The sequence below is a fragment of the Geodermatophilus sp. URMC 65 genome, from assembly GCF_053502545.1.
The window spans coordinates 4,713,201-4,733,286 of sequence record NZ_CP199954.1 but is presented as its reverse complement, the minus strand read 5'-3'; the positions used below and the strand labels follow the sequence as shown (position 1 = coordinate 4,733,286).

20 protein-coding genes are annotated in these 20,086 nt (G+C 74.2%); 4 read left to right on the top strand and 16 right to left on the bottom strand.

What is annotated here, in order from left to right:
* Window positions 1-54: 54 nt before the first annotated feature.
* The 7 genes from ACWIX7_RS22880 to ACWIX7_RS22850 all read right to left on the bottom strand — a co-directional run bounded on the left by ACWIX7_RS22880 (window position 55) and on the right by ACWIX7_RS22850 (window position 5,130).
* Window positions 55-318, bottom strand: a complete 264-nt coding sequence (locus ACWIX7_RS22880; protein ID WP_448618694.1) for a hypothetical protein — start codon at window positions 316-318, stop codon at window positions 55-57.
* An 88-nt stretch (window positions 319-406) separates the two neighbouring features.
* Window positions 407-1,726 carry an AI-2E family transporter gene (locus tag ACWIX7_RS22875; protein WP_448618693.1) on the bottom strand — a complete coding sequence of 440 codons (1,320 nt, stop codon included), beginning with the start codon at window positions 1,724-1,726 and terminating at the stop codon, window positions 407-409.
* Between the two features lie 144 nt (window positions 1,727-1,870).
* Window positions 1,871-2,281 carry an ankyrin repeat domain-containing protein gene (locus ACWIX7_RS22870; protein ID WP_448618692.1) on the bottom strand — a complete coding sequence of 137 codons (411 nt, stop codon included), beginning with the start codon at window positions 2,279-2,281 and terminating at the stop codon, window positions 1,871-1,873.
* A gap of 194 nt (window positions 2,282-2,475) precedes the next feature.
* Entirely contained in the window at window positions 2,476-3,225 is a 750-nt protein-coding gene (locus tag ACWIX7_RS22865) for a dienelactone hydrolase family protein (protein ID WP_448618691.1), read from the bottom strand.
* Window positions 3,226-3,273: 48 nt separating this feature from the next.
* Window positions 3,274-3,819 carry a hypothetical protein gene (locus tag ACWIX7_RS22860; RefSeq protein WP_448618690.1) on the bottom strand — a complete coding sequence of 182 codons (546 nt, stop codon included), beginning with the start codon at window positions 3,817-3,819 and terminating at the stop codon, window positions 3,274-3,276.
* Window positions 3,820-4,036: 217 nt separating this feature from the next.
* Window positions 4,037-4,624 (bottom strand): hypothetical protein, encoded by a 588-nt coding sequence (locus tag ACWIX7_RS22855; protein WP_448618689.1) that lies wholly within the window; start codon window positions 4,622-4,624, stop codon window positions 4,037-4,039.
* A gap of 38 nt (window positions 4,625-4,662) precedes the next feature.
* Window positions 4,663-5,130: a PPOX class F420-dependent oxidoreductase gene (locus tag ACWIX7_RS22850; RefSeq protein ID WP_448618688.1), complete on the bottom strand. Its 468-nt coding sequence runs from the start codon at window positions 5,128-5,130 to the stop codon at window positions 4,663-4,665.
* 77 nt (window positions 5,131-5,207) lie between these two features.
* On the opposite strand from ACWIX7_RS22850, the gene ACWIX7_RS22845 reads away from it, so the two are divergent.
* Entirely contained in the window at window positions 5,208-6,545 is a 1,338-nt protein-coding gene (locus tag ACWIX7_RS22845) for an AI-2E family transporter (protein ID WP_448618687.1), read from the top strand.
* 83 nt (window positions 6,546-6,628) lie between these two features.
* On the top strand, window positions 6,629-7,579 hold the full coding sequence (locus ACWIX7_RS22840) for a proteasome assembly chaperone family protein (protein ID WP_448618686.1): 951 nt from the start codon (window positions 6,629-6,631) through the stop codon (window positions 7,577-7,579).
* Between the two features lie 361 nt (window positions 7,580-7,940).
* On the opposite strand, the gene ACWIX7_RS22835 is transcribed toward ACWIX7_RS22840, so the two are convergent.
* The 7 genes from ACWIX7_RS22835 to ACWIX7_RS22805 form a co-directional block, all read right to left on the bottom strand.
* Window positions 7,941-9,602, bottom strand: coding sequence for a catalase (locus ACWIX7_RS22835; RefSeq protein WP_448618685.1), 1,662 nt, complete (start codon window positions 9,600-9,602; stop codon window positions 7,941-7,943).
* Entirely contained in the window at window positions 9,599-10,072 is a 474-nt protein-coding gene (locus ACWIX7_RS22830; protein ID WP_448618684.1) for a Fur family transcriptional regulator, read from the bottom strand. The genes ACWIX7_RS22835 and ACWIX7_RS22830 overlap by 4 nt, the downstream gene beginning before the upstream one ends.
* A 110-nt stretch (window positions 10,073-10,182) precedes the next feature.
* On the bottom strand, window positions 10,183-11,076 hold the full coding sequence (gene purU / locus ACWIX7_RS22825) for a formyltetrahydrofolate deformylase (RefSeq protein WP_448618683.1): 894 nt from the start codon (window positions 11,074-11,076) through the stop codon (window positions 10,183-10,185).
* Window positions 11,077-11,161: 85 nt separating this feature from the next.
* Window positions 11,162-12,082, bottom strand: a complete 921-nt coding sequence (gene ligD / locus ACWIX7_RS22820; protein WP_448618682.1) for a non-homologous end-joining DNA ligase — start codon at window positions 12,080-12,082, stop codon at window positions 11,162-11,164.
* 25 nt (window positions 12,083-12,107) lie between these two features.
* The gene (ligD, locus tag ACWIX7_RS22815; RefSeq protein WP_448618681.1) at window positions 12,108-13,361 is read right to left on the bottom strand and encodes a non-homologous end-joining DNA ligase; all 1,254 of its coding nucleotides are present in this window, start codon (window positions 13,359-13,361) and stop codon (window positions 12,108-12,110) included.
* A 55-nt stretch (window positions 13,362-13,416) separates the two neighbouring features.
* On the bottom strand, window positions 13,417-14,442 hold the full coding sequence (ku, locus tag ACWIX7_RS22810; protein ID WP_448618680.1) for a non-homologous end joining protein Ku: 1,026 nt from the start codon (window positions 14,440-14,442) through the stop codon (window positions 13,417-13,419).
* Between the two features lie 129 nt (window positions 14,443-14,571).
* The gene (locus tag ACWIX7_RS22805; RefSeq protein ID WP_448618679.1) at window positions 14,572-15,147 is read right to left on the bottom strand and encodes a DUF1360 domain-containing protein; all 576 of its coding nucleotides are present in this window, start codon (window positions 15,145-15,147) and stop codon (window positions 14,572-14,574) included.
* 190 nt (window positions 15,148-15,337) lie between these two features.
* Between ACWIX7_RS22805 and ACWIX7_RS22800 the strand changes: the two genes are divergently transcribed.
* Together ACWIX7_RS22800 and ACWIX7_RS22795 are read left to right on the top strand one after the other, a co-directional pair.
* Complete coding sequence (locus ACWIX7_RS22800; RefSeq protein ID WP_448618678.1) at window positions 15,338-15,871, top strand: hypothetical protein; 534 nt, start codon at window positions 15,338-15,340, stop codon at window positions 15,869-15,871.
* Between the two features lie 466 nt (window positions 15,872-16,337).
* Window positions 16,338-16,736, top strand: a complete 399-nt coding sequence (locus tag ACWIX7_RS22795) for an STAS domain-containing protein (RefSeq protein WP_448618677.1) — start codon at window positions 16,338-16,340, stop codon at window positions 16,734-16,736.
* A 266-nt stretch (window positions 16,737-17,002) separates the two neighbouring features.
* Here ACWIX7_RS22795 and ACWIX7_RS22790 read toward each other — a convergent pair whose 3' ends face one another.
* The gene (locus ACWIX7_RS22790; protein ID WP_448618676.1) at window positions 17,003-18,025 is read right to left on the bottom strand and encodes a DNA topoisomerase IB; all 1,023 of its coding nucleotides are present in this window, start codon (window positions 18,023-18,025) and stop codon (window positions 17,003-17,005) included.
* 58 nt (window positions 18,026-18,083) lie between these two features.
* Entirely contained in the window at window positions 18,084-19,940 is a 1,857-nt protein-coding gene (locus ACWIX7_RS22785) for a SpoIIE family protein phosphatase (RefSeq protein WP_448618675.1), read from the bottom strand.
* Window positions 19,941-20,086 lie beyond the last annotated feature (146 nt).

Here is a 20,086-nt window from a genome sequence, read left to right as displayed (position 1 = left end):
CTTGCAGGGGCCCGCCGCGAGCGTGCGAGCGGTGGGGGGCAAGGGGGTCCTTCTTCAGGCGGTCTGGCGCAGCGGCCTCACGTCGGCGTCGTCGTCCAGCGTGGGCCGGGGGGCCGGGTGCTCGACCAGCGCCAGGACCCGGCCGGCCATGAACCGGGCGGTGCGGATCGGGGTGCCACCCCGGGTGCTCTCGGTGACCTCCACCAGCCCTCGGCCATGGGTCACGTCCACCCGCCGCCCGGCGCGGGTGGCCTCGATCTCGTAGGTGCGGGTGCCCCCGCCGGCGTCGATCACGATCTCGACACGGTCGCCCTTCATCGCGTCCTCCAGACGTCGTGCCGGGCGCGGTGCCCGACATGGTGACAACGTCCTCCAGGGGTCCGACATTCCGGGCTGACCTGCGGCTTCACTCCTCCGACGAGCGCCGGTGCGGCCGTGGGACGTGCAGCGCGCGGACGGAGGCGATCGCTGCGCGGCGGGCGTTGGCTCGCTGGCGGGCACGGCTGGTCCGGGGCGCTCGCGGTTCCTCGCGCAGCAGCGCGTCGAGCCAGTGCCCACGGGGGTCGACGTCCACCAGCAGCGCCTTGAGCAGCAGGGTGAGCGGGATGGCCAGCAGCGCGCCCAGCGCGCCGAGCACCCATCCCCAGAACAGCAGCGCCACGAAGGTGACCGTCATCGACAGCCCCACCGAGTCGCCGACGAACCGCGGCTGGATGAGCGTCTGGACGACGAAGTTGAGCAGCGCGTAGACCGCGACGACCACCCAGAACTCGGTCCAGCCGCCGTCGAGCAGCGCCAGGATCGCCGGTGGCACCAGGCCCAGGACGAACCCGATGTTGGGCACGTAGTTGGTGACGAAGGACAGCAGCCCCCACACCACCGGCAGCGGGATCCCGATGATCGCCAGGGCGATCCCGTCGCCGACCGCCACGATCCCGCCGAACACCGTGCTGACCCACAGGTAGCTGCGCGTGCCGCGGGCGAACAGGCCCAGGGCGATCGGCAGGTGGGGCCGGTCAGCGGCGACCAGGGCGAGCCGCCGACCGAACCCGCCCGCCTCGATGGAGAGGAACACCAGCGCCGCCAGCAGCAGGACCAGGGTCGAGGCGGCATCGGTGGCGCGGGAGAGCACGCCGGTGGCCACGCCGACCAGCTGGCTGTAGTCGAACTGCGCGACGAGGTCGGAGAGCTGACCGGAGACGATGCCCCGGTCGTTGAGGTCGCTGACCACCGAGGCGATGAGCGCCTCGGCCGAGCCGGCGTAGTTCGGCAGCAGTGCGGCGAACTGGGCGATCGAGACCACCAGGAGCGCGACGAAGCCCAGCAGGATGGCCCAGACCAGCAGGAGCAACACCGTGGCGCTGGCCCACCGCGGCCAGCCGTGCCGCTGCAGGAAGCGCTGCACCGGCGCGAGGGCGACGACGACGACGAGGGCCAGCAGCACAGGCCCGACCAGCCACGCGATCGATCGCACACCGGCGATCGCGATGGTCGCGGTGGCCGCGCCGACCAGCAGCACCATCCAGCGCGGCATGCCGCCGGTCGGCGCCCCGAGCGCGTCCTCGGGCAGGAGGGCGGCCTCGGTCCCGGGCACCGCGGCGATGTCTGCCGCGGCCCGGGCCTGCACGGCGGCCTTCTGGGCCTCCGCGGCCGCCGCCGGCGGCACGCCGGTGGCCCCGTTGGCCTGCGGGACCTCGGCTCCCGGGACACCCCGCTGCGCGGTCACCGTCGGCCGCCTCAGCCCGCCGCGCCGGTGGGCGCGCCGGAGGTACCGACGCCCGACGGCCCCGGGTGGATCCGGACCATGTGCCCTCCTCCGCGGATCGCCGCGCTGCCCGGGCCCTCACCCTGGCACGGGCGGCCGGCCGGCTCAGGGACGCGCACCGTCGAGCAGCGCGGTCATCGCCGGCAGGTCGAAGAACGCCGCCGTCTCCCGGGCGGTCGGGCCGCCGGCGTCCGGATCGGCACCGGCCGCGAGCAGGGTGCGCACGGCCTCCTCGGACTGCTTGAAGACCGCCGCGGCCAGCGCCGTCTGGCCCCGGTCGTTCGCCCGGCCGGCGTCGGCGCCGCGCTCGAGCAGCGCGGCGACCGTCTCCGGGTGGCCGTGGTAGGCGGCCAGGATGAGCAGCGTGTCGCCCTTGTCGTTGGTCAGGTTCACCGGCACACCGGCGTCGACGTACGCGGCCAGCTCCTCGGTGGCCCCGCCGCGTGCGAGGTCGAAGACCCGCCCCGCCAGCTCGATGACCCCGGGGTCGATCCCGCCGCTCTGCTGCTCACTCATCGGTCCTCCTCGCCGGCGCTCGTCCGCCCGGTGCATGGCACTACTGGACTCCCGCCCGACCTCGCGCGCTCGGTCGCGCTGCCGAGGGTAGGAGGTCGGCCCGCCATCGAGGGCGCCGCGGCGTCCAGCTCCCGTCGGCACCGGCCGGCTCCCGTACCCCGCCGCTCTCCGAGCGGCCCGCCCCGAGCCCGCTCTCAGCCGGCCGGCACGCGGTCGGCGAGCGCCAGCACCCGGCGCCAGACGTCGTCACAGGCCTCCGCCCAGTCGCCGTACGCGCGGTCGAAGAAGGAGTGCGGCGCCCCGTCGTAGACGGCGGTCTCCACCTCCGCGCCACCGGCCCGCAGCCGCTCGGCCAGCGCGAGCTGGTCCTCGACCGGGGTGGCGGCGTCGGCACCGGCGATGACCATCAGCGTCGGGCGGACGGCGGGCGCGTCGCCGGTCAGCTCCGGCTTGCCGTAGCAGCCGACGCAGCCGGCCAGGTCCACGTCGGCGGTCCCGGCCAGCCGCCAGGAGTGGCTGCCGCCGAAGCAGAAGCCGACGGTGAGCACCGGGAGGTCCGGACGGGTGCGCTCGCGCAGGTAGGCGATCGCCGCGGTGACGTCGGCGTCCACGCCGGCCGCCGTGACCTGCGGGATGTGCGTCTGCCAGTCGAAGTCCTGCCCGCGGGTGCCGGTCTCGGGCAGCTCCGCCGTCCGCCCGAACCAGTCGACGGCCAGTGCCGGCAGCCCGGCTTGCGCGAACCGCTCGGCCAGCGCCACGTAGTACGGGTGCAGCCCGCGGATGTCGGGCAGCAGGACCACGCCGGCCCACGCCTCCCCGCCCGGCGCGGCGTACGCGGCGGCGACCTCGGTGCCGTCGGTCGAGGTGAGGGTCAGCGTGCCGCGCTCGGCGACGTCACCGCTCCTCGGCGGGGCGGGCGGCCGGCTGTCGGTGTCGTGGCACATGTCCCGGTTCTACCCGGGGGGAGGGCGGGCTGCCCGGTGGTCGCCCGCTCAGGTGTCGGCCGCGGCGTCGGCCGCGCCGGGGTGCCCGCCGAAGACGCCGGCGGCCACCTCGCGGCGGACGTCGGCCAGCCAGTGGTGCTGCTTGTCGGCCTGCGCGATGAGCCGCTCGAACAAGGCCTCGTCGATGCGCGGTTCGGCCTCCGCGGCGGCGCGCAGGGTCTCGAAGCCGGCCCGCTTGGCCAGCACCGCGGTGGCGATGAACTCGAACTCCACCAGGTCCGACAGCGGCGAGCGGGTCAGCAGGTGCCCGTTGAACTTGACCCGGGAGACCTTCTCGCCGAACCAGACGGCGGCCTGCTTGTACTGCCGGACCGGCAGGCCGAGGGCGCGCATCTGGCCCTCCAGCGACGACCGCTCCTCGCGCAGCTCGTCGAGCAGCTCCTCGAGCCGCGACTCGTAGGGGCTGCCGCGCCAGCGGCCGAGCATGCGGCTGACCAGCTCGATGCCGCCGGTGGCCGAGGCCAGGTGGTCGTTGGTGTAGACGCCGAGCAGGTCGGCGTTGCGGATCCCGCCTGGCGCGGTCGACTCGGACACGGGGGCTCCCGGGGATCGGACGGCAGAGGTGCCGGACCATTCTCGCCGCCCGGTGATCACCGCGCGCGGCGGCCGGCCCTCGAGCTCGGCACAGCAGCCCGGCCCCTGCACCGCGAGGACGACGGCGAGCCCGGCGGGCCACCCGCGTGCCGGCCACGGCGGCCGGCGCCAGCCCGGCCACGGCGGTGACCCCGAGCAGGACCAGGACGGCGGCTGCTCACCCGGCCGCCCGGGTCAGCAGCCGCGCGGCGGTGGGCCGCAGCTCGCGCTCGAGCTCCCACAGGCCCGCGGCCAGGCGCTGGCCCACCGCCTGGCGGGAGACGCCCAGGGACGCGGCGGCGTCGGCCTGGGTGCGTCCGGTGCCGACCAGCTCGATGGCCTCCCAGGCCTGGGCACTGCGCCGCTGGACGACGACCGCCAGCGCGCTCAGCACGGCCTGCGCGTCACCGGCGTCGGGAGGGACGGCGCCGCGCACGGCCAGCCGGACGCTGCGCTGCTCGGCCGCGTCAACCGCCCGGCGGGCGCACAGGTACGCGGGCCCGGCGCCGGCGCGGGTGCTGTCGGGCAGCGGCGTCTGCACCGGGCCGGCCCCGACGCCGATGCCCCAGCCGCCCTCACGCACCAGCCGGAGGACGACGTCGACGACGACCGCGGGGTCGGCCAGCACCCCCTGGAACTCGTCGCCCGCGGTCCGCTCGAAGGGCAGCACCGTCGGGACGCCGTCCGCCAGCCGCCGCAGGGCGCCGGCGACCCGGTCCGGGCCCCGGCGACCGGCCTGCTGGCCCACGGTCAGCACGTACGGCACCCCGCAAGTCTGTCGGCTTTCCTAGGGGGCAGCAAGCCTCAGAGCTTGTCGACGACCTCCGGCGGGAAGCCACCCGTGGCGATCGGTCCCCAGCGCTCGATGGTCACGCGCAGCAGCGACTTGCCCTGCCGGGTCATCGCCGCCCGGTACTCGTCCCAGTCCGGGTGCTCGCCGCTGATCGCGCGGTAGTAGTCGACCAGCGGCTCCAGCGCCTCGGGCAGGTCGAGCACCTCGGCCCGGCCGTCGACCTGCACCCAGGGGCCGTCGAAGTCGTCGGAGAGCACGCACAGCGAGACGGCGGGATCGCGCCGGGCGTTGGCCGTCTTGGCCCGCTGCGGGTAGGTCGAGACCACGACCCGCCCCTCCTGGTCGAGGCCGCAGGTCACCGGGGACAGCTGCACGCCCCCGCCGCTGCGCCGGGTGACCAGCACCGCCTTGTGGCGGGGGCGGAGGAACTCCTCGAGGGCGGCACGGTCGACGCGGTCGGCGGTCGCGGTTCTCGGCATGGCCCGGACGTTACGACGGCCACGTCATGATCGTCCTGGGCCCTCCCGGGGTACCCGCGTGTGCTGTGATCGACCGCATGAGGCTCCGCATGCCCGGCCGCTCGGGTGCGTCGTCCGATCGACCGTCCGGCGACGCACCCCCGGTCACCGGGCGGACGCCCAGCTTCGCCGCGGTGCCCACAGCAGGGGTGACGGCCAGCCCCGCTCCCAGCAGTGAGCGCGGGCCCCGGCTGCAGAAGGGCGTCCGGGCACTCGCCATCGCCTCGGCGCAGCTGTTGATCATCGCGGCCGCGCTGGTCGTGGTCGGCTGGGTGCTCGGGAGGCTGTGGCCGGTCCTGCTGCCGGTCATCCTCGGCCTGCTGTTCGCGACCGTGCTGTGGCCGCCCACCCGGGTGCTGCGCCAGCTGCGCTTCCCGCCGGCCTTGGCCGCACTGGTGGTGCTGCTGGCCTTCCTGGCGCTGATCGTGGGCCTGTTCTCGTGGATCGTCCCGCAGGTGGCCGACCAGGCCGGCGAGCTCGCCGACGCCACCACCGCCGGGCTGCAGGACCTGCAGACGTGGGTGACCGGACCACCTCTCAACCTCGGCGAGGACCAGATCGGCCAAGCGGTCGACCAGGTCATCGACACGATCCAGAACAACGCCCAGAACATCGCCGGCTACGCGCTCACCGGCGCCACGGCGGTCGGCGGCTTCCTGCTCAACCTGGTCCTCGCGCTGGTGCTGACCTTCTTCTTCATCAAGGACGGCCCGCGCTGGCTGCCCTGGCTGGCCGCCCAGACCGGCCCCAAGGTGGCTCCGCACGTCGCGGCGCTGTCGTACAAGACCTGGTCCACCCTGTCGGAGTTCATCCGGCAGCAGGCCCTGGTCGGCTTCATCGACGCCCTCTTCATCGGCCTGGGCCTGTGGATCCTCGGCGTCCCGCTGGTGCTCCCCCTGGCGGTGATCACCTTCCTCGGCGCGTTCATCCCGATCATCGGCGCCTTCGTCGCGGGTTTCTTCGCGGTGATCGTCGCGCTGGTCAGCAACGGCTGGCAGACGGCGCTGATCGTGCTGGTCATCGTGCTGGTGGTGCAGCAGCTCGAGGGCAACGTGCTCCAGCCGATCCTGCAGGGCCGCGGGCTCAACCTGCACGCGGCCGTGGTCATCCTGGCGGTCACCCTCGGCGGCAGCCTGTACGGCATCCTCGGCACGTTCCTGGGCGTGCCCGTGGCCGCGCTCATCGCCGTCATCTACCGCTACGTCCGCGACGAGCTCGACGGCCGGACGCCGGAGGTCGCCGACGACGGCACCCGGGTGCAGGTCACCGGCGACGAGACGGGCGCCACGGTCGTCCGGGAACGCGTCGCGACCCCGGAGCGGGGCGCGGCGGATCCCCCTGCCGACGAGGAGCCCCCGGCCCGGCCGCCTGCCTGACCCCCCCCCGGGGGACCCCCGGGAATGCGGCCGGCACGGGGAGAGCTGTAGGTCGCAGACCCGTACCGCGAGGAGGCACCACCGTGGCGCAGCGACCGGAGCAACTCGTCGAGCTGCTCCCCGAGGCCGAGCCGTTCCTGGCCCGCGAGGCCGCGGTCACCGAGGCCGGCGTGCGCCGCGGGCTGGTGCTGGTGCACGACCTGGCCGGCGAGTTCGACGCGGCCTCGGCCGGCGCGCTGGCCGGTGCGCACCTGCTCGGCGCGCTGCCGCACGAGGTGATCGCCCGGTTCGACGTCGACAGCCTCGTCGACTACCGGGCCCACCGGCCGCGGGTCACCTTCCACGGCGACCGCTACGAGTCCTTCGCCGCGCCGGAGCTGCTGCTCTACGCCCTGGAGGACGACGCCGGCGAGCCGTTCCTGCTGCTGCACGGCGCGGAGCCCGACTTCGCCTGGGAGCGGTTCGTGGCCGCGGTCGGCGTCCTGGTGGAGCGGCTCGGCGTCACCTCGGTCGTGTCCCTGCAGGCGATCCCGATGCCGGTGCCGCACACCCGGCCGGTCACCGTCACGGCCCACGCGACGCGGCGCTCGCTCATCGCCGAGTACCCGGTGTACTGGGGCGAGGTGCGGATCCCCGGCAGCGTCGCCGCGCTGCTGGAGCTGCGGATGGGCGAGGCCGGCGTCGACGCCTACGGGGTGGCCGCGCACGTGCCGCACTACCTGGCGCAGACGACCTTCCCCGCGGCGTCACTGACGCTGCTCGAGCACCTGTCCCGGCTGACCGGGCTGCACCTGCCCACCGAGGCGCTGCGGGAGGCCGCCGAGGCGCACCGCACCGAGGTCGACGAGCAGATCTCCAGCTCGCCGGAGAACACCGCCGTCGTCGCCGCGCTGGAGCAGCAGTTCGACCGCTTCACCGCCGCCCGCGAGGACAGCGACCTGCTCAGCGGGATCGGCGAGGTGCCCAGTGGCGAGGAGATCGGCGCGGAGCTCGAGCGGTTCCTCGCCGAGCAGGAGCGCCGCCGGGGCGACTGAGCCGGGCGCCCCACCCGCGCGAGATCTGCACAGTGGTCGTCTTCAGCGTGCTGATGACCGCCACTGTGCAGATCTGGGGGACGGGGACGGCGTCAGGCGGTGTGGGCCGGTCGCGGGGGTCCGGAGGACCTCCCGACCGGGACACAGGCAGCGGCTCCACGCGAGCCGGGACGGCACGTGGAGACGGTGTCGGCCGGTAGGCCGACAGATGGCACAGCGGGCCGCGACCGGGGAGTCCCGGTCGCGGCCCGCCGCTGAGTGCTGGTGCGCTGGTGTCAGCCGGCGACGATGTCGCCGGTCGCCTGCTGCGCCACGATCCGCTCCTCGGTCGCTGGCGCTCCCTGCGATGCTCCCCTGGCTGTCAGGCGACGACGACGTGCTCGTTGGGCACGCAGTGCGTCATCTGGTGACCGGTGACGTCACGCGGACCGTTCTTGCCGAGGTTGGCGGCGCGCTGCTGCTCCTCCTCGGAGAGGGTCTGCGTCTGCAGCGGGGGCAGGCCACGGACGTCGTCCGCGGTGATGCCCAGGCCGTCACCGACGCGCTGGCCCAGCTCGTCCTCGCACATGAAGAAGTGCCAGACCATCCGCTCCTGGATCTCGCGGCGGCACTGCGAGAGGGCGTCGACCAGGTTCTTCACCAGGTCGTCCTTCTCCCACTGCTCCGACAGCAGGTAGCGCTCGCCGGCCTGCGCGTAGTCGTTGGTCCGCGGGATCCGCTTGCGGGTGAGCCGGCCGGTGATGAGCGGCCCCTGCTCGTCGTGGGTGGGGTACTGGGCCTCCCGCAGGCCGCCCAGGATCGACGGCTCGTAGTTCACGTGCGGGTTGGCGCCCTCGGCGCGGTCCACGCCGTAGGCCATCTGGCCATCGCGCTGGTTGGTGGCCACCCGCGCCTTGGGCTGGTTGACCGGCAGCTGCAGGTAGTTCGGGCCCACCCGGTAGCGCTGGGTGTCGGAGTAGGAGAACGTCCGGCCGACCAGCATCTTGTCGTCGGAGAAGTCCAGCCCGTCCACGAGGACGCCGGTGCCGAACGCGATCTGCTCGTTCTGCGTGAAGTTGTCGTCCGGCATCCGGTTGAGGGTCATCGTGCCGACCTTGCGGAGCGGGAAGACCTCCTCCGGCCAGACCTTGGTGTCGTCGAGCGGGTCGAAGTCCAGCTCCGGGTGCTCGTCGTCGCTCATGATCTGCACGTGCAGGTCCCACGACGGGAAGTCGCCGGCGGCGATCGCGTCGTGCAGGTCCTTGGTGTGCGCGCCCAGGGTCTGGGCCTGCACGGCCGCGGCGTCGGCGGCGGTCCAGGACTTCACGCCCTGCTTGGGCAGCCAGTGGTACTTGACCAGGACGGTCTCGCCCTGGGCGTTGACCCACTTGTAGGTGTTGACGCCGAAGCCCTGCATGAACCGGTAGGAGGCCGGCGTGCCGCGGGGGCTGAACACCAGCGAGACCATGTGCATGGCCTCGGGGGTCTGGCTGAAGAAGTCGAAGGCGCGCTCGGCGACGCTGGCCTCGAAGGTTACCGGGTCCGGCTTCTGCGAGTGGATGAAGTCGGGGAACTTGATCGCGTCACGGATGAAGAAGACGCCCAGGTTGTTGCCGACGAGGTCCCAGTTGCCGTCCTCGGTGTAGAACTTCACGGCGAACCCGCGCGGGTCGCGCGCGGACTCCGAGGAGTCGCGGCCACCGGCGACGGTCGAGAACCGCAGCGCGACGTCGGTGCGCTTGCCCTTCTCCTGGAACAGCTTGGCGCGGGTGTACGTGCTGATCGGCTCGTCGCCGATCGTGCCGTCGGCCTCGAAGTAGCCGAAGGCCGTCACGCCGCGGGCGTGCACCACGCGCTCCGGGATGCGCTCCCGGTCAAAGTGGCTGATCTTCTCGAGGAACTGGTAGTTCTCCAGCGTCGCCGGGCCACGAGCGCCCACCGTCCGCTGGTTCTGGTTGTCGTAGACCGGGTGACCCTGACGGTTGGTCAGGACCGGACGGTCGGCCTCGCTCGGCGCAGGGCCCTGCGATGCGACGTCGGTCATTCCTGTACTCCTCCTCGATCGTGGTGCTCGGGGACCTTCGCTGTCTCCGAGGGGCTCCCTACCCGGCAGTCCCGGCAGAGACCCCAGAAGACGACCTCCGCCTCGTCCACGACGAAACCCGCCGTGTCCGAGGGCGTCAGGCACGGAGCCGCCCCGACGGCGCAGTCGACGTCGGCGACCGCACCGCACGAGCGGCAGACCAGGTGGTGGTGGTTGTCACCGACGCGCAGCTCGAAGAGCGCGGGCGCGCCGGCCGGCTCGATCCGGCGGGCCAGGCCGCCGGTGACGAGCGCCTGCAGCACCCCGTAGACCGCCTGCGGCGACAACGTCGGGTGCGCCTGGCGGGCGGCGGTGACGATCGTGTCGACGTCCGCGTGCGGACGCTCGGCGAGGACCTCCAGCACCGACAGCCGGGGCCGCGTGACGCGCAGCCCCACCGCGCGGAGCTGCTCTTGCCAGGTCGTCTCCATCGGGTCCCACCCAACCCTGTTTTCTTGACTGAGTCAACTTAAGGACCCGCCCGGCCTCGTCCAGAGGCTCGCCGCGAGCCTGCGAGTGGTGAGGAGGACGAGGTCCTCTCTCAGGCGAAGACGATGGTCTTCTCGCCGTCCACGATGACCCGGTCCTCGACGTGCCAGGTGACCGCCTGGGCCAGCACCTGGCGCTCGACGTAGCGGCCGATCCGGCGCATGTCCTCCACGGTCGCGCGGTGGTCCACCCGGGCGACCTCCTGCTCGATGATCGGCCCGGCGTCGAGCTCGGGTGTCACGTAGTGCGCGGTGGCCCCGATCAGCTTCACGCCGCGGTCGTGCGCCGCCCGGTACGGGTTCGCCCCGACGAAGGCCGGCAGGAAGCTGTGGTGGATGTTGATCAGCCGCTCCGGGAACCGGCTGCAGAAGTCCGCCGAGACGATCTGCATGTAGCGCGCGAGCACCACCAGGTCGACGTCCCCGATGACCTCCAGCGCCCGCGCCTCGGCCTCCACCTTCGTCTCCGGCGTCACCGGCACGTGGTGGAACGGGACGCCGGCGGCCCGGGCGACCGGCTCGAGGTCGGGGTGGTTGGAGACGACGGCGGCGATCTCGGCGCGCAGGTCGCCGGCGCGCACCCGGTAGAGCAGCTCCTGCAGCACGTGGTCGGTCCGGGAGACGAAGACCGCCAGGCGTGGGCGGTGCGCCGCCTCGGTCAGCCGCCAGGTGAACTGCCACGTCTGCGCGAGCAGCGCCAGGGCCGCCTCGAGCTGTTGGCGCCGGCCGGCCAGGTCGGCGAGGAAGAACTCCAGGCGCAGCGTGAAGGTGCCGCCCACCGGGTCCGACGAGTGCTGCTGCGAGTCGATGATGTTCGCCCCGACGTCGGCCATCAGCCCGCTCAGGACGGCGACGATCCCCGGCCGGTCGGGGCAGCGGACGACGAGGCGGCCGACGTCGGCCAGTCGCTCGTCGTGGGGGCCGGGCGAGGGCAGTTCAGCGGACACGGCTGTCGAGGATGCCAGGCTCGGCGATGGTCCCTCCAGGACACCGCCCCGAGCCTGCGGGGGACGGCGAGGACGGGGTCCTCCCTCAGGCCGGGGGCAGGACGGCGCGCTGGGCCCCGGCGATGTCGAAGAGGTCGCCGTAGTCCTCGACGCGGGCCAGCACGTCCTCGGTGCGGAAGCGCAGCGAGCCGGGGTCGGCGCCGTCGAGCACCGCCTCGACCTCGTCCCAGCCGATCGGCGTGGACACCGGGGCGTCGGGGCGGGCGCGCAGCGAGTACGGGGCGACCGTCGTCTTGGCCGGGTTGTTCTGGCTCCAGTCGATGAGCACCTTGCCCGGCCGCAGCACCTTCTCCATGCGCCACACGACCCGGTCGGGGGTCTCAGCGGAGAGCTCCTGGGCCAGCGCGCGGGCGTACCGGCTGGGGTGCTCGCGGTCGGTCACCCGGATCGGCGCGTACACCTGGACCCCCTTGGAGCCCGACGTCTTCACCACCGGGTCCAGGCCGTCGTCGACCAGCCGCTGGCGCAGCCGGTCGGCGACCTCGCAGCACTCCAGGATCCCGGCGTCCGGGCCGGGGTCGAGGTCGAGCACGAGCAGGTCCGGCAGCGTCGGCTGCAGCCGGCTGCCCACCTGCCACTGCGGCACGTGCAGCTCCAGGGCCGCCAGGTTGGCCGCCCACGCGAGGTCGGCGACGGTCTCCAGGACGACCATCTCCAGGGTCTCCCGGCCGCGGGAGCTGCCGGGGCTCGGGACGGTCACCTTCCGCACCCAGTCCGGGGCGTGCCGGGCGCTGTTCTTCTCGAAGAACGCCTGCCCCTCCACGCCGTCGGGCCAGCGGGTGAAGGTCACCGGCCGGCCGGACAGGTGCGGCAGCAGCACCGGCGCGATGCGCACGTAGTAGTCGATGACCTGCGCCTTGGTGAAGGACACCTCCGGGAAGAGCACCTTCTCCAGGTTCGAGACGTGCAGCTGACGCCCGTCCACGCGCACCAGCTGCCTGCTCACGGGCACACCTGTACCCGCCAGGCGGTCACCACTCCTCGACCACGTCCTCGGGCACCAGGTCGTCGCGCAGCCCGCGCCACGACGGGTGGCGCATCCGGCCGTCGGCGGTCCACGCGGCGAAGGCGACCTCCCCGACCAGCTCCGGCACCACCCAGTGCGCGTCGCGGGTGACCTCCCGGGGCAGCGCGTCGGCGAACGGCGGCGCGTCGGCCGGGGTGAACAGCGGCTCGAGCTCCTTCAGGGCCGCCGCCGTGAAGCCGGTGCCGACGTGCCCGGCGTAGACCAGCCGGCCGGCGTCGTCGTGCACGCCCACCAGCAGCGAGCCCACTCCCCCGGCCCGCCGGCCCTGCCCCGGCCGCCAGCCGCCGACGACGACCGCCTGCGTCCGGACGTTCTTCACCTTGCGCCAGTCCGGCCCGCGCAGCCCCGGGCGGTACGGCGCGTCCAGCCGCTTGGCGACGATCCCCTCGAGGCCGTTGTCCCGGCTGGCGGCCAGCACCGCGGCTCCACCGCCGCGGAACCACGGCGTGGGCAGCCACTGCTCCCCGGCGACGCCGAGGGTCTCCAGCCGCTCCCGGCGCTGCGCGTACGGCACCCCGAGCAGGCTCTCGCCGTCCACCTCCAGCAGGTCGAAGACCAGGTAGGTGACCGGCGCGGCGGCGGCCATCCGGCGCGCCTCCGGGCCGGTGCGGTGCATCCGCCCCTGCAGCGCGCCGAAGTCCGGCCGACCGCGCGCGTCGAGGGCGACCACCTCGCCGTCGACGATCGCGTCGTGCCCGCGCAGCGCCTCGGGTAGTCGGTTCAGTTCGGGATAACGGACGGTGATGTCGGTGCCGCTGCGGGCCCAGAGGGCCAGTGTCCCGGCCTCGACCACCGAGATCGCCCGGACGCCGTCCCACTTGAACTCGTAGCCCCACGCGTCGTCCTGCCCGGGTGGCGGCAGCTCACCCGGGGTCGCGAGCATCGGCGCCAGCGGCGCGCCCTCGGCCGGGGAGTCGAGCGCGCGGACCCACCAGGAGCCGTCGCGCTCGCGGAAGAGCACGTGCCGACCGCGCAGCCGCCGTCCGGCGAGGGCGACGACGACGCGGTCCTCGCGCCACTCCTCGACCGCGTAGCGGCCGGAGTCCCACGGCCGGGTCCCGGGGGCCCCGCCGTCCGTCGTGGGGACGGCGGGCAGCGCGGGCCCGCGCCCGGCCGGCGGCCCCTCCGGGAGCACCCAGCACCACGGGACGCCGTCCCGCTCGAGCCGCAGCACCAGGCCGGCCGCGCCCTCGGACACCGCGAACGGGTCCCCCGCCGGCGGCGTCCGCCGGGCACTCCCCCGAGCCGGCACCTCAGGCGGTGCGGCGGGCCCGCTTGGCCGGCGCCTTCGCGGCGGTGGCCCGCTCGGCCGCGGTCGCCTTCTTCGCGGCGGTCGCCTTCCTCGCCGTGGTCGCCTTCTTGGCCGCGGTCGCCTTGCCTGCCGTGGTCTTCCCGGCCGCGGTCCGACGGGCCGGGGCCTCGTCGTCCGCCACGGGCGCGGCCTTCCTGGCGGCGGTGGCCTTCTTGGCCGGCACCCTGCGCGCGGGAGGCTCCTCGGCAGGAGCGCCGCCCCGCGCGGCCTCGACGCTGCGGCGCAACGCGCTCATCAGGTCGACGACGGCGGCGCCGGAGTCGGCGGTCTCGGGCAGCGGCTGCACCTCGCCGCCGCTCTGCTTGGCCTCCAGCAGCTCGGCCATCGCCTCGCGGTAGTCGTCGGTGAACTCGGTCGGGTCGAACTCCCCGGTCATCGACCCGATCAGCGCCTCGGCCATCTGCAGCTCCTGCGGCCGGACGGCGACGTCCTCGTCGAGGAACGCGAAATCGGGACGGCGGATCTCGTCGGGCCAGCGCATGGTGTGCAGCACCATCACGCCGTCCTTGACGCGCAGCGCCGCGAGCGACTCCCGCGAGCGGATGGCGATCTTGGTGATGGCGACCCGGCCGGCGTTCTCCAGGGCGTCGCGCAGCAGCACGTACGGGCGGGTCGCCGAGGGGTCGGGCTCCAGGTAGTACGTCTTCTCGTACTGGATCGGGTCGATCTCGTCCTGGTCGACGAACTGCAGCACCTCGATCTCCCGCCGGCTGACCAGCGGCAGCTCCTCGAAGTCCTCGTCGGTCAGCACCACCAGCTGGCCGTCGGGCAGCTCGTAGCCCTTGGCGATCTCGGAGTACTCGACCTCCGCGCCGTCGATCGAGCACACCCGCCGGTACTTGATGCGCCCGCCGTCGACGGCGTGCACCTGGTTGAACCGGATGTCGTGGTCCTCGGTGGCCGTGTACAGCTTCACGCCGATGCTCACCAGGCCGAACGACACCGCCCCGCGCCAGATCGACCGCATGCCGTGCTCCTGTCCAGGGATCGGGTCCGCGACCGCGGGCGGGGAAGGCGGGCGGTCAAGATCAGCAGGATAGGACCGCCGCGACCCCTCCGGCAGGTCGAGCGACGCCACCTCCTCCGGACGGAGGAGTCACTGCACGCCGGGCTCCCCCTCGCCCTCCGGAGCGAGCGCACCGTTCTGGATCGAGTCGTAGAGGAACTGCAGGACGTCCGAACCGGCGACCAGGGTCATGGTCAACGCGGCCAGGCGGGTGGCCTTCGGTGCGGTCACGTAGCCGAAGACGAGCCCGGTCGCCACCCACTGCGCCAGGCAGAACGGACACGTGAGCAGCTCCCCGATGGCGTGCTTGACGCCCCCGTGCTCGCGGACCTCCTCGGCGACCTCCGCATGGCCGGAGGGACCCTGGAAGGTCGTGAACGGCGCCCGGAGCGGGCTCGTCACCGGGTCCTTGGCGATCCGCCGGGCCAGCCGGAAGGTGGCCACCGCCAGCAGTGCCGCATCGCCCGGCGGGATCCGTTCGGGGAGCTCCCGGCCCGAGGCCCGGACGGCGGCAGCGCCGGCCGACACCAGACCGAGGTAGACGCCCATGGCGCCGAGGTCACCGCCCAGTGGGCGCGGCTCGCCCTGCGTGTACTCGCGCTTCTGGTGGCGGGCCCAGCGACGGACGGGAGCCCCGATCCGCTGTACCTCATCTGCGATGGCCATGGCAGGCGCGCTACCCACTCCCGCGGGTGCCATGCGGAACGGGCCCGACCGGTGTCCGGGAGCCGGCTCACGCATGGGGCGGAGCCCGACGGGTAGGGCGAGATCACGACGCCGGTCGCCCGACCGGTCCCCCGTCCACGGGACGGACGAGCGTGTGCATGGCGGCCGCACGCAGAACGGAGGCAACCCCATGACCGAGCCCGACCCGAACGACCGCGGAGCTGTCCACTCCGCCCTCAACGACAGCGACTTCCCCGACGACGAGCGCGGCCTCACCGGGACCCGCGACGATGTCCGCGGCGACACCGGCGCCACCGGCCCCGAGGGCCAGACCGCCCGGGACGTGTTCCCCGAGGACAACGGCGTCCCGGACGTCTCGCAGGACGACTTCCCGACCATGCAGCGGTCCGAGGACCCGCAGTTCGCTCCGGAGCTCGGCGACCGCGAGAGCCACCGGACCGTCGACTTCGGCACGACCGCGTTCGAGCAGTCCGAGGGCAAGCCGCTGTCCGCGCGCCTGGAGGAGGAGGTCGCCGACGACGTCCCGGACGTGCGCCCCGCCGAGGACCCGGGCCGCGGCATCGGGCAGCTCGAGCAGGACTACGACACCACCCCGGACACCGACTCCGGCACCAACCGCACCGCCGACGACGTCGAGGCCAGCCGCGACCCGGTGGTCGGTGGCGAGGGTCCGGAGGAGACCGCCATCCACCTGGTGGACTGAGCGAACGGAGTGTGGTCCGTCGGCCTCCCGGCCGGCACCGCGGTCAGGTGCCGTCCCCGGCCCTGGCCGATCCCACCCCGGGCCTGATCGCGGGGCCCGCGGCCCCCACTCGTCGACCCGACCGCGGCCACCAGCGGCCCCACCGGAGGTGCCCCGACGGCCTGTCCCTGGACCGACTCCACCCACGCGACGACGTGCCCCGTCCAGGCGTACCCGCTGCTCAGCGGCGGTGGAGAGGCTCACCGGATCGGGGCGGTCGCGGGAGCGGGTTGGCGTGTTCCAGATCGGATGTCTACGTTGTTGTTGCGGTTGAGCAGGCAGCCGCGGCCGCGCCGGGCAACCTCCCGGTACGGACACGTTCGACGACGTACGTGTCCCGGGGGCCACGACATCCGGGGGGCCGCGCAGCGGTAGATTGTCCGGGCGGTCGTGCCGCCGGGTACGGCCGTTGAGAGGAGCTCAGCCCGTGACCACATCCGACCTGCCCGCCGAGGGGCAGCCCGACGTGTCGACCGAGGGCACCGAGGCACCCTTCGACGACGTGATCACGCTCTCGACCTCCACCGGCGAGGACGGCGTGGTCACGGTGACGGTCGTCGGCGAAGTGGACACGTTCACCGCCCCGGTGCTCCGGTCGTCGCTCGACACCCAGCTCGAGCAGCAGCCCAAGGCCCTGGTCATCGACCTGTCGGGCGTGCAGTTCCTGGGCTCCGCCGGCCTGGCCGTCCTCGTCGAGACGCAGAAGTCGGCCCGCTCCCGCGACGTAGACCTCCGCCTGATCGCCACCACCCGCGCGGTCACCCGCCCGCTCGAGGTCACCGGCCTGATCGACCTGTTCACGATCGTCGACGGCAGCGCCCGCTGACGGAGGACCCCCTGCCCCACCGTGTGGGGCTCCCGTCCTCATCCCTCGCAGGCTCGGCAGGAGGACCACCTCCTCCCCACCACTCGCGAGCTCGCGGCGGGACCCTGGAGGCGGCCGGGACGGGGTCGGCGGCGGGACCCTGCAGGGGGCCACACCCGCACGACCTGACGAGAGGCCCCGCTCTGGCGGGGCCTCTCGTCGTCTACGGCGGCCCCCTCCAGTGCACCGCCCCGAGCTCGCGAGGGTGGGTAGGCGGGGGTCCTCTCTCAGGCGCTGAGCAGTCGGCAGACCGCCTGCTCCAAGGTGCGCTGCACCTCGCGGTCCCCCTCGGCCTCCGCCGCCTCCGTCAGCGCGTCGGCGATGGTCTCCCCGTTCTCGTAGCGGTCCACCACCCGCGGGTCGACGTAGCTGGCCTTGCAGACCGCCGGGGTGTTGCCGAGCTGCTCGGAGACCTCCTTGTAGGCGGCGTTGACCGTCCGCTTGCGCGCCGTCTTGCTGGTCGGTGGCGGAGCCGCAGCCAGCGTGGCGGCCATCTGCACCGTGGCGTTCCAGGTGCGGAAGTCCTTGGCCGTGATCTCCGCGTCGCTGATCTCCCTGAGGTAGGCGTTCACCTCGGTGCTGGTCACGTCGTGCCAGGTGCGGCCGCCGTCGGTCGGGTCGTCCACCCAGTAGCCGAGCAGCTCCTCCCCCTGGTCCGCGGGGCGCCTGAGCAGCTCGCGGACGACGTCGGCGGTGGGCTTGTCGGTGAGCTCCAGCTCCCGCTCGATGCCGCCCTTGGCGGTGTAGGAGAAGAAGACCCGCTCGCCTCGGACCCGCACGTGCTCCCTGCGCAGCGTGGCCAGCCCGTAGGTGCCGTTGTCCTCGGCGTACTGCTCGCTGCCCACGCGGAAGGCGCCGAGGTCCAGCAGCCGGACGGCGGTGGCGAGCACGCGCTCCCGCGTCAGCCCAGTGCCGTGGATGGCGTCGACGACGGCGTCGCGCACGTCGGGCAGCTGGTGGGCGATCTCCAGCACCCGCTCGTGCTTCTCGGCGTCCCGCCGCGCCCGCCACTGGTCGTGGTAGCGGTACTGCCGTCGGCCGGCGACGTCCACCCCCGTGGCCTGGATGTGCCCGTTGGGCCAGGGGCAGATCCAGACGTCCTTCCAGGCCGGCGGGATGGCCAGCGACCGCAGCCGCTCCAGGCGCTCGTCCTTGATGAGCGCTCCGTCCTCGTCGTAGTAGGCGAAGCCGCGGCCGGCCCGCCGGCGCCGCCATCCCGGGCCGTGCACGTCGCTGCGGCGGAGTCTCACGCCCAGAGGATGGGCACCGCCGGCGTTCGGCAAACGCGTGGGGACGGCGGTTCCCCCTTCAGCGCAGCTCGACCAGCCCGCCGAGCCCGCTGATCTCGAGGACGTGCCGGGTGACCCCGCCCGCGGGTGCGTGCACGACCAGCCGCCAGCCCTCCTCGCCCGCGATCCGCGCCATCGCGAGGACGACGCGCACCGCCGCGCTGCTGAACAGGGTGACCGCCGTGAGGTCCAGCTCCACCCGGCCGGTGCCGCCGTGGCTGGCCTCCAGCAGCCGGATCCGCATCTGCTCGGCGCCGACCGTGTCGACCGCCCCGGCGGCCCGCACCACCGGCCGCTCGCCGCTCCGGTCGACGACGACGTCCGCCGCGCTCGTGCCGCCGGGACGGTCCTCGTCGTCCTCCGGACGGCGGCGCAGCCGCATGCTCAGCGTCACCGTCGTGCCGTGCTCGCCCTGCAGGACCACCCCGTCGACGAGCTGCCGCATGATCAGCAGCCCGCGGCCGCGGTCACCGGGGTCCCGGTCCGGTGGGCGCCACCGGCCCTGGTCCCGCACGGTCACGGTCAGCTGCCCGTCGACGTCGACCGCCGCGGTCACCTGCATCCGCCCCGGCTCCACCCCGCGGTACGCGTGCTCCGCGGCGTTGGCGGTGGCCTCCCCCACCGCGACCATCACGCCGACCCGGTCCTGCTCCCCCATGCCCAGCCCGGCCAGCCAGCCGCCCAGGTGCCGGCGGACCGTCGGCAGCGCGGCCGGGACGGCGGGCAGGTCCAGCTCCAGCGGCTGCGTCGTCTCCGCCCGGCGGTGCGCGACCAGGACGGCGATGTCGTCGGGGCGCTCCTCGGAGTCCAGGAGCCCCTCGACGATCGCCGCGGCGAGCTCACCCGGCGCGTCGCCCGCCAGGGCGCCCGGCGCGGCGAGCGCGGCCCGCGAGACCTCCGCCAGCCGGTCCAGGCCCGCGGCCGACAGCGCGCCGGAGGCAGCCACCGCGCCGTCGGAGAACAGCACGAGGGTGGAGCCCTGCGGCAGCTGCGCGGTGGCCGCGACGCTGGACGCGCCCGGCAGGGTGCCCAACGGCGGCCGGGGTGCCAGCGGGAGGAACTCCGCGCTGCCGTCGGCCCGGACCAGCACCGGAGCCGGGTGCCCGGCCGCGGCGTAGACCAGCCGCCCGGTGGCCGCCTCCAGCACCCCGTAGAAGACCGAGGCGCCCTCGACGTCGTCCATCTGCCCGGCGAAGGCGTCGAGTGCGGCCACGACCGCTGCGGGCGATGGGTCGCGCAGCGCCACCGAGCGCATGGCCCCGCGCAGCCGGCTCATCGCCCCGGCCGCGGGCACCCCGTGGCCGACGGCGTCGCCGACGACCAGCGCCAGCCGACCGCGGCCGAGCGGCACGGCGTCGTACCAGTCGCCGCCGGCGGCGTGCACCGAGCTGGCCCGGTGGTAGCTGCCCGACAGGCGCACGTCCGGGAGCAGCGGGAGCGCTGGGGGCAGCAGCGAGTGCTGCACCTGGTCGACGACGTCCCCCTCGGCGCCCACGGTGGCGACGTGCTCGCAGCCGGTGTGGTCGGCCTCCACCAGCACGAGGACGCCGGGCTGCCCGTGCACCTGCAGCGGCTGCAGGACGACGGTGGCGGCCCGGCCGGCGGGGTGGAGGGCGCCGGTGACCGTCTCGGCGTGCCCGCTGCGGGCGACCTCACCGGCCAGCTCGGCGACGCGGTGGCCGGTGACCGCGGCGATGTCGCCGGTGGCCGTGCCCAGGTCACGGGCGCGGGCGTTGGCCCAGACCGGCTCCAGCCCAGGTCCGGCGAGGCACCAGATGGCGGTGGAGGCGGTCTCCAACGCCGCGACGAGCGCGGCACCGCCGGCGTCGTCGGCGGGGGCGGGCCCGGACGGCGGGCTCTCCTGACTGGTGTTCATCTCGGGCCAGCGAACCGCAGCCCACAGGGGCCTGCAACCGCGCTCACCGGCCGTGTGACCTGGGGTTTGGCGGCTGCCCGCACCGGGGTAGCCCTCCTCGTCAGGCGCACCGCCCGACAGGCGCCGGGCAGGCCGCCGCGGCCGGT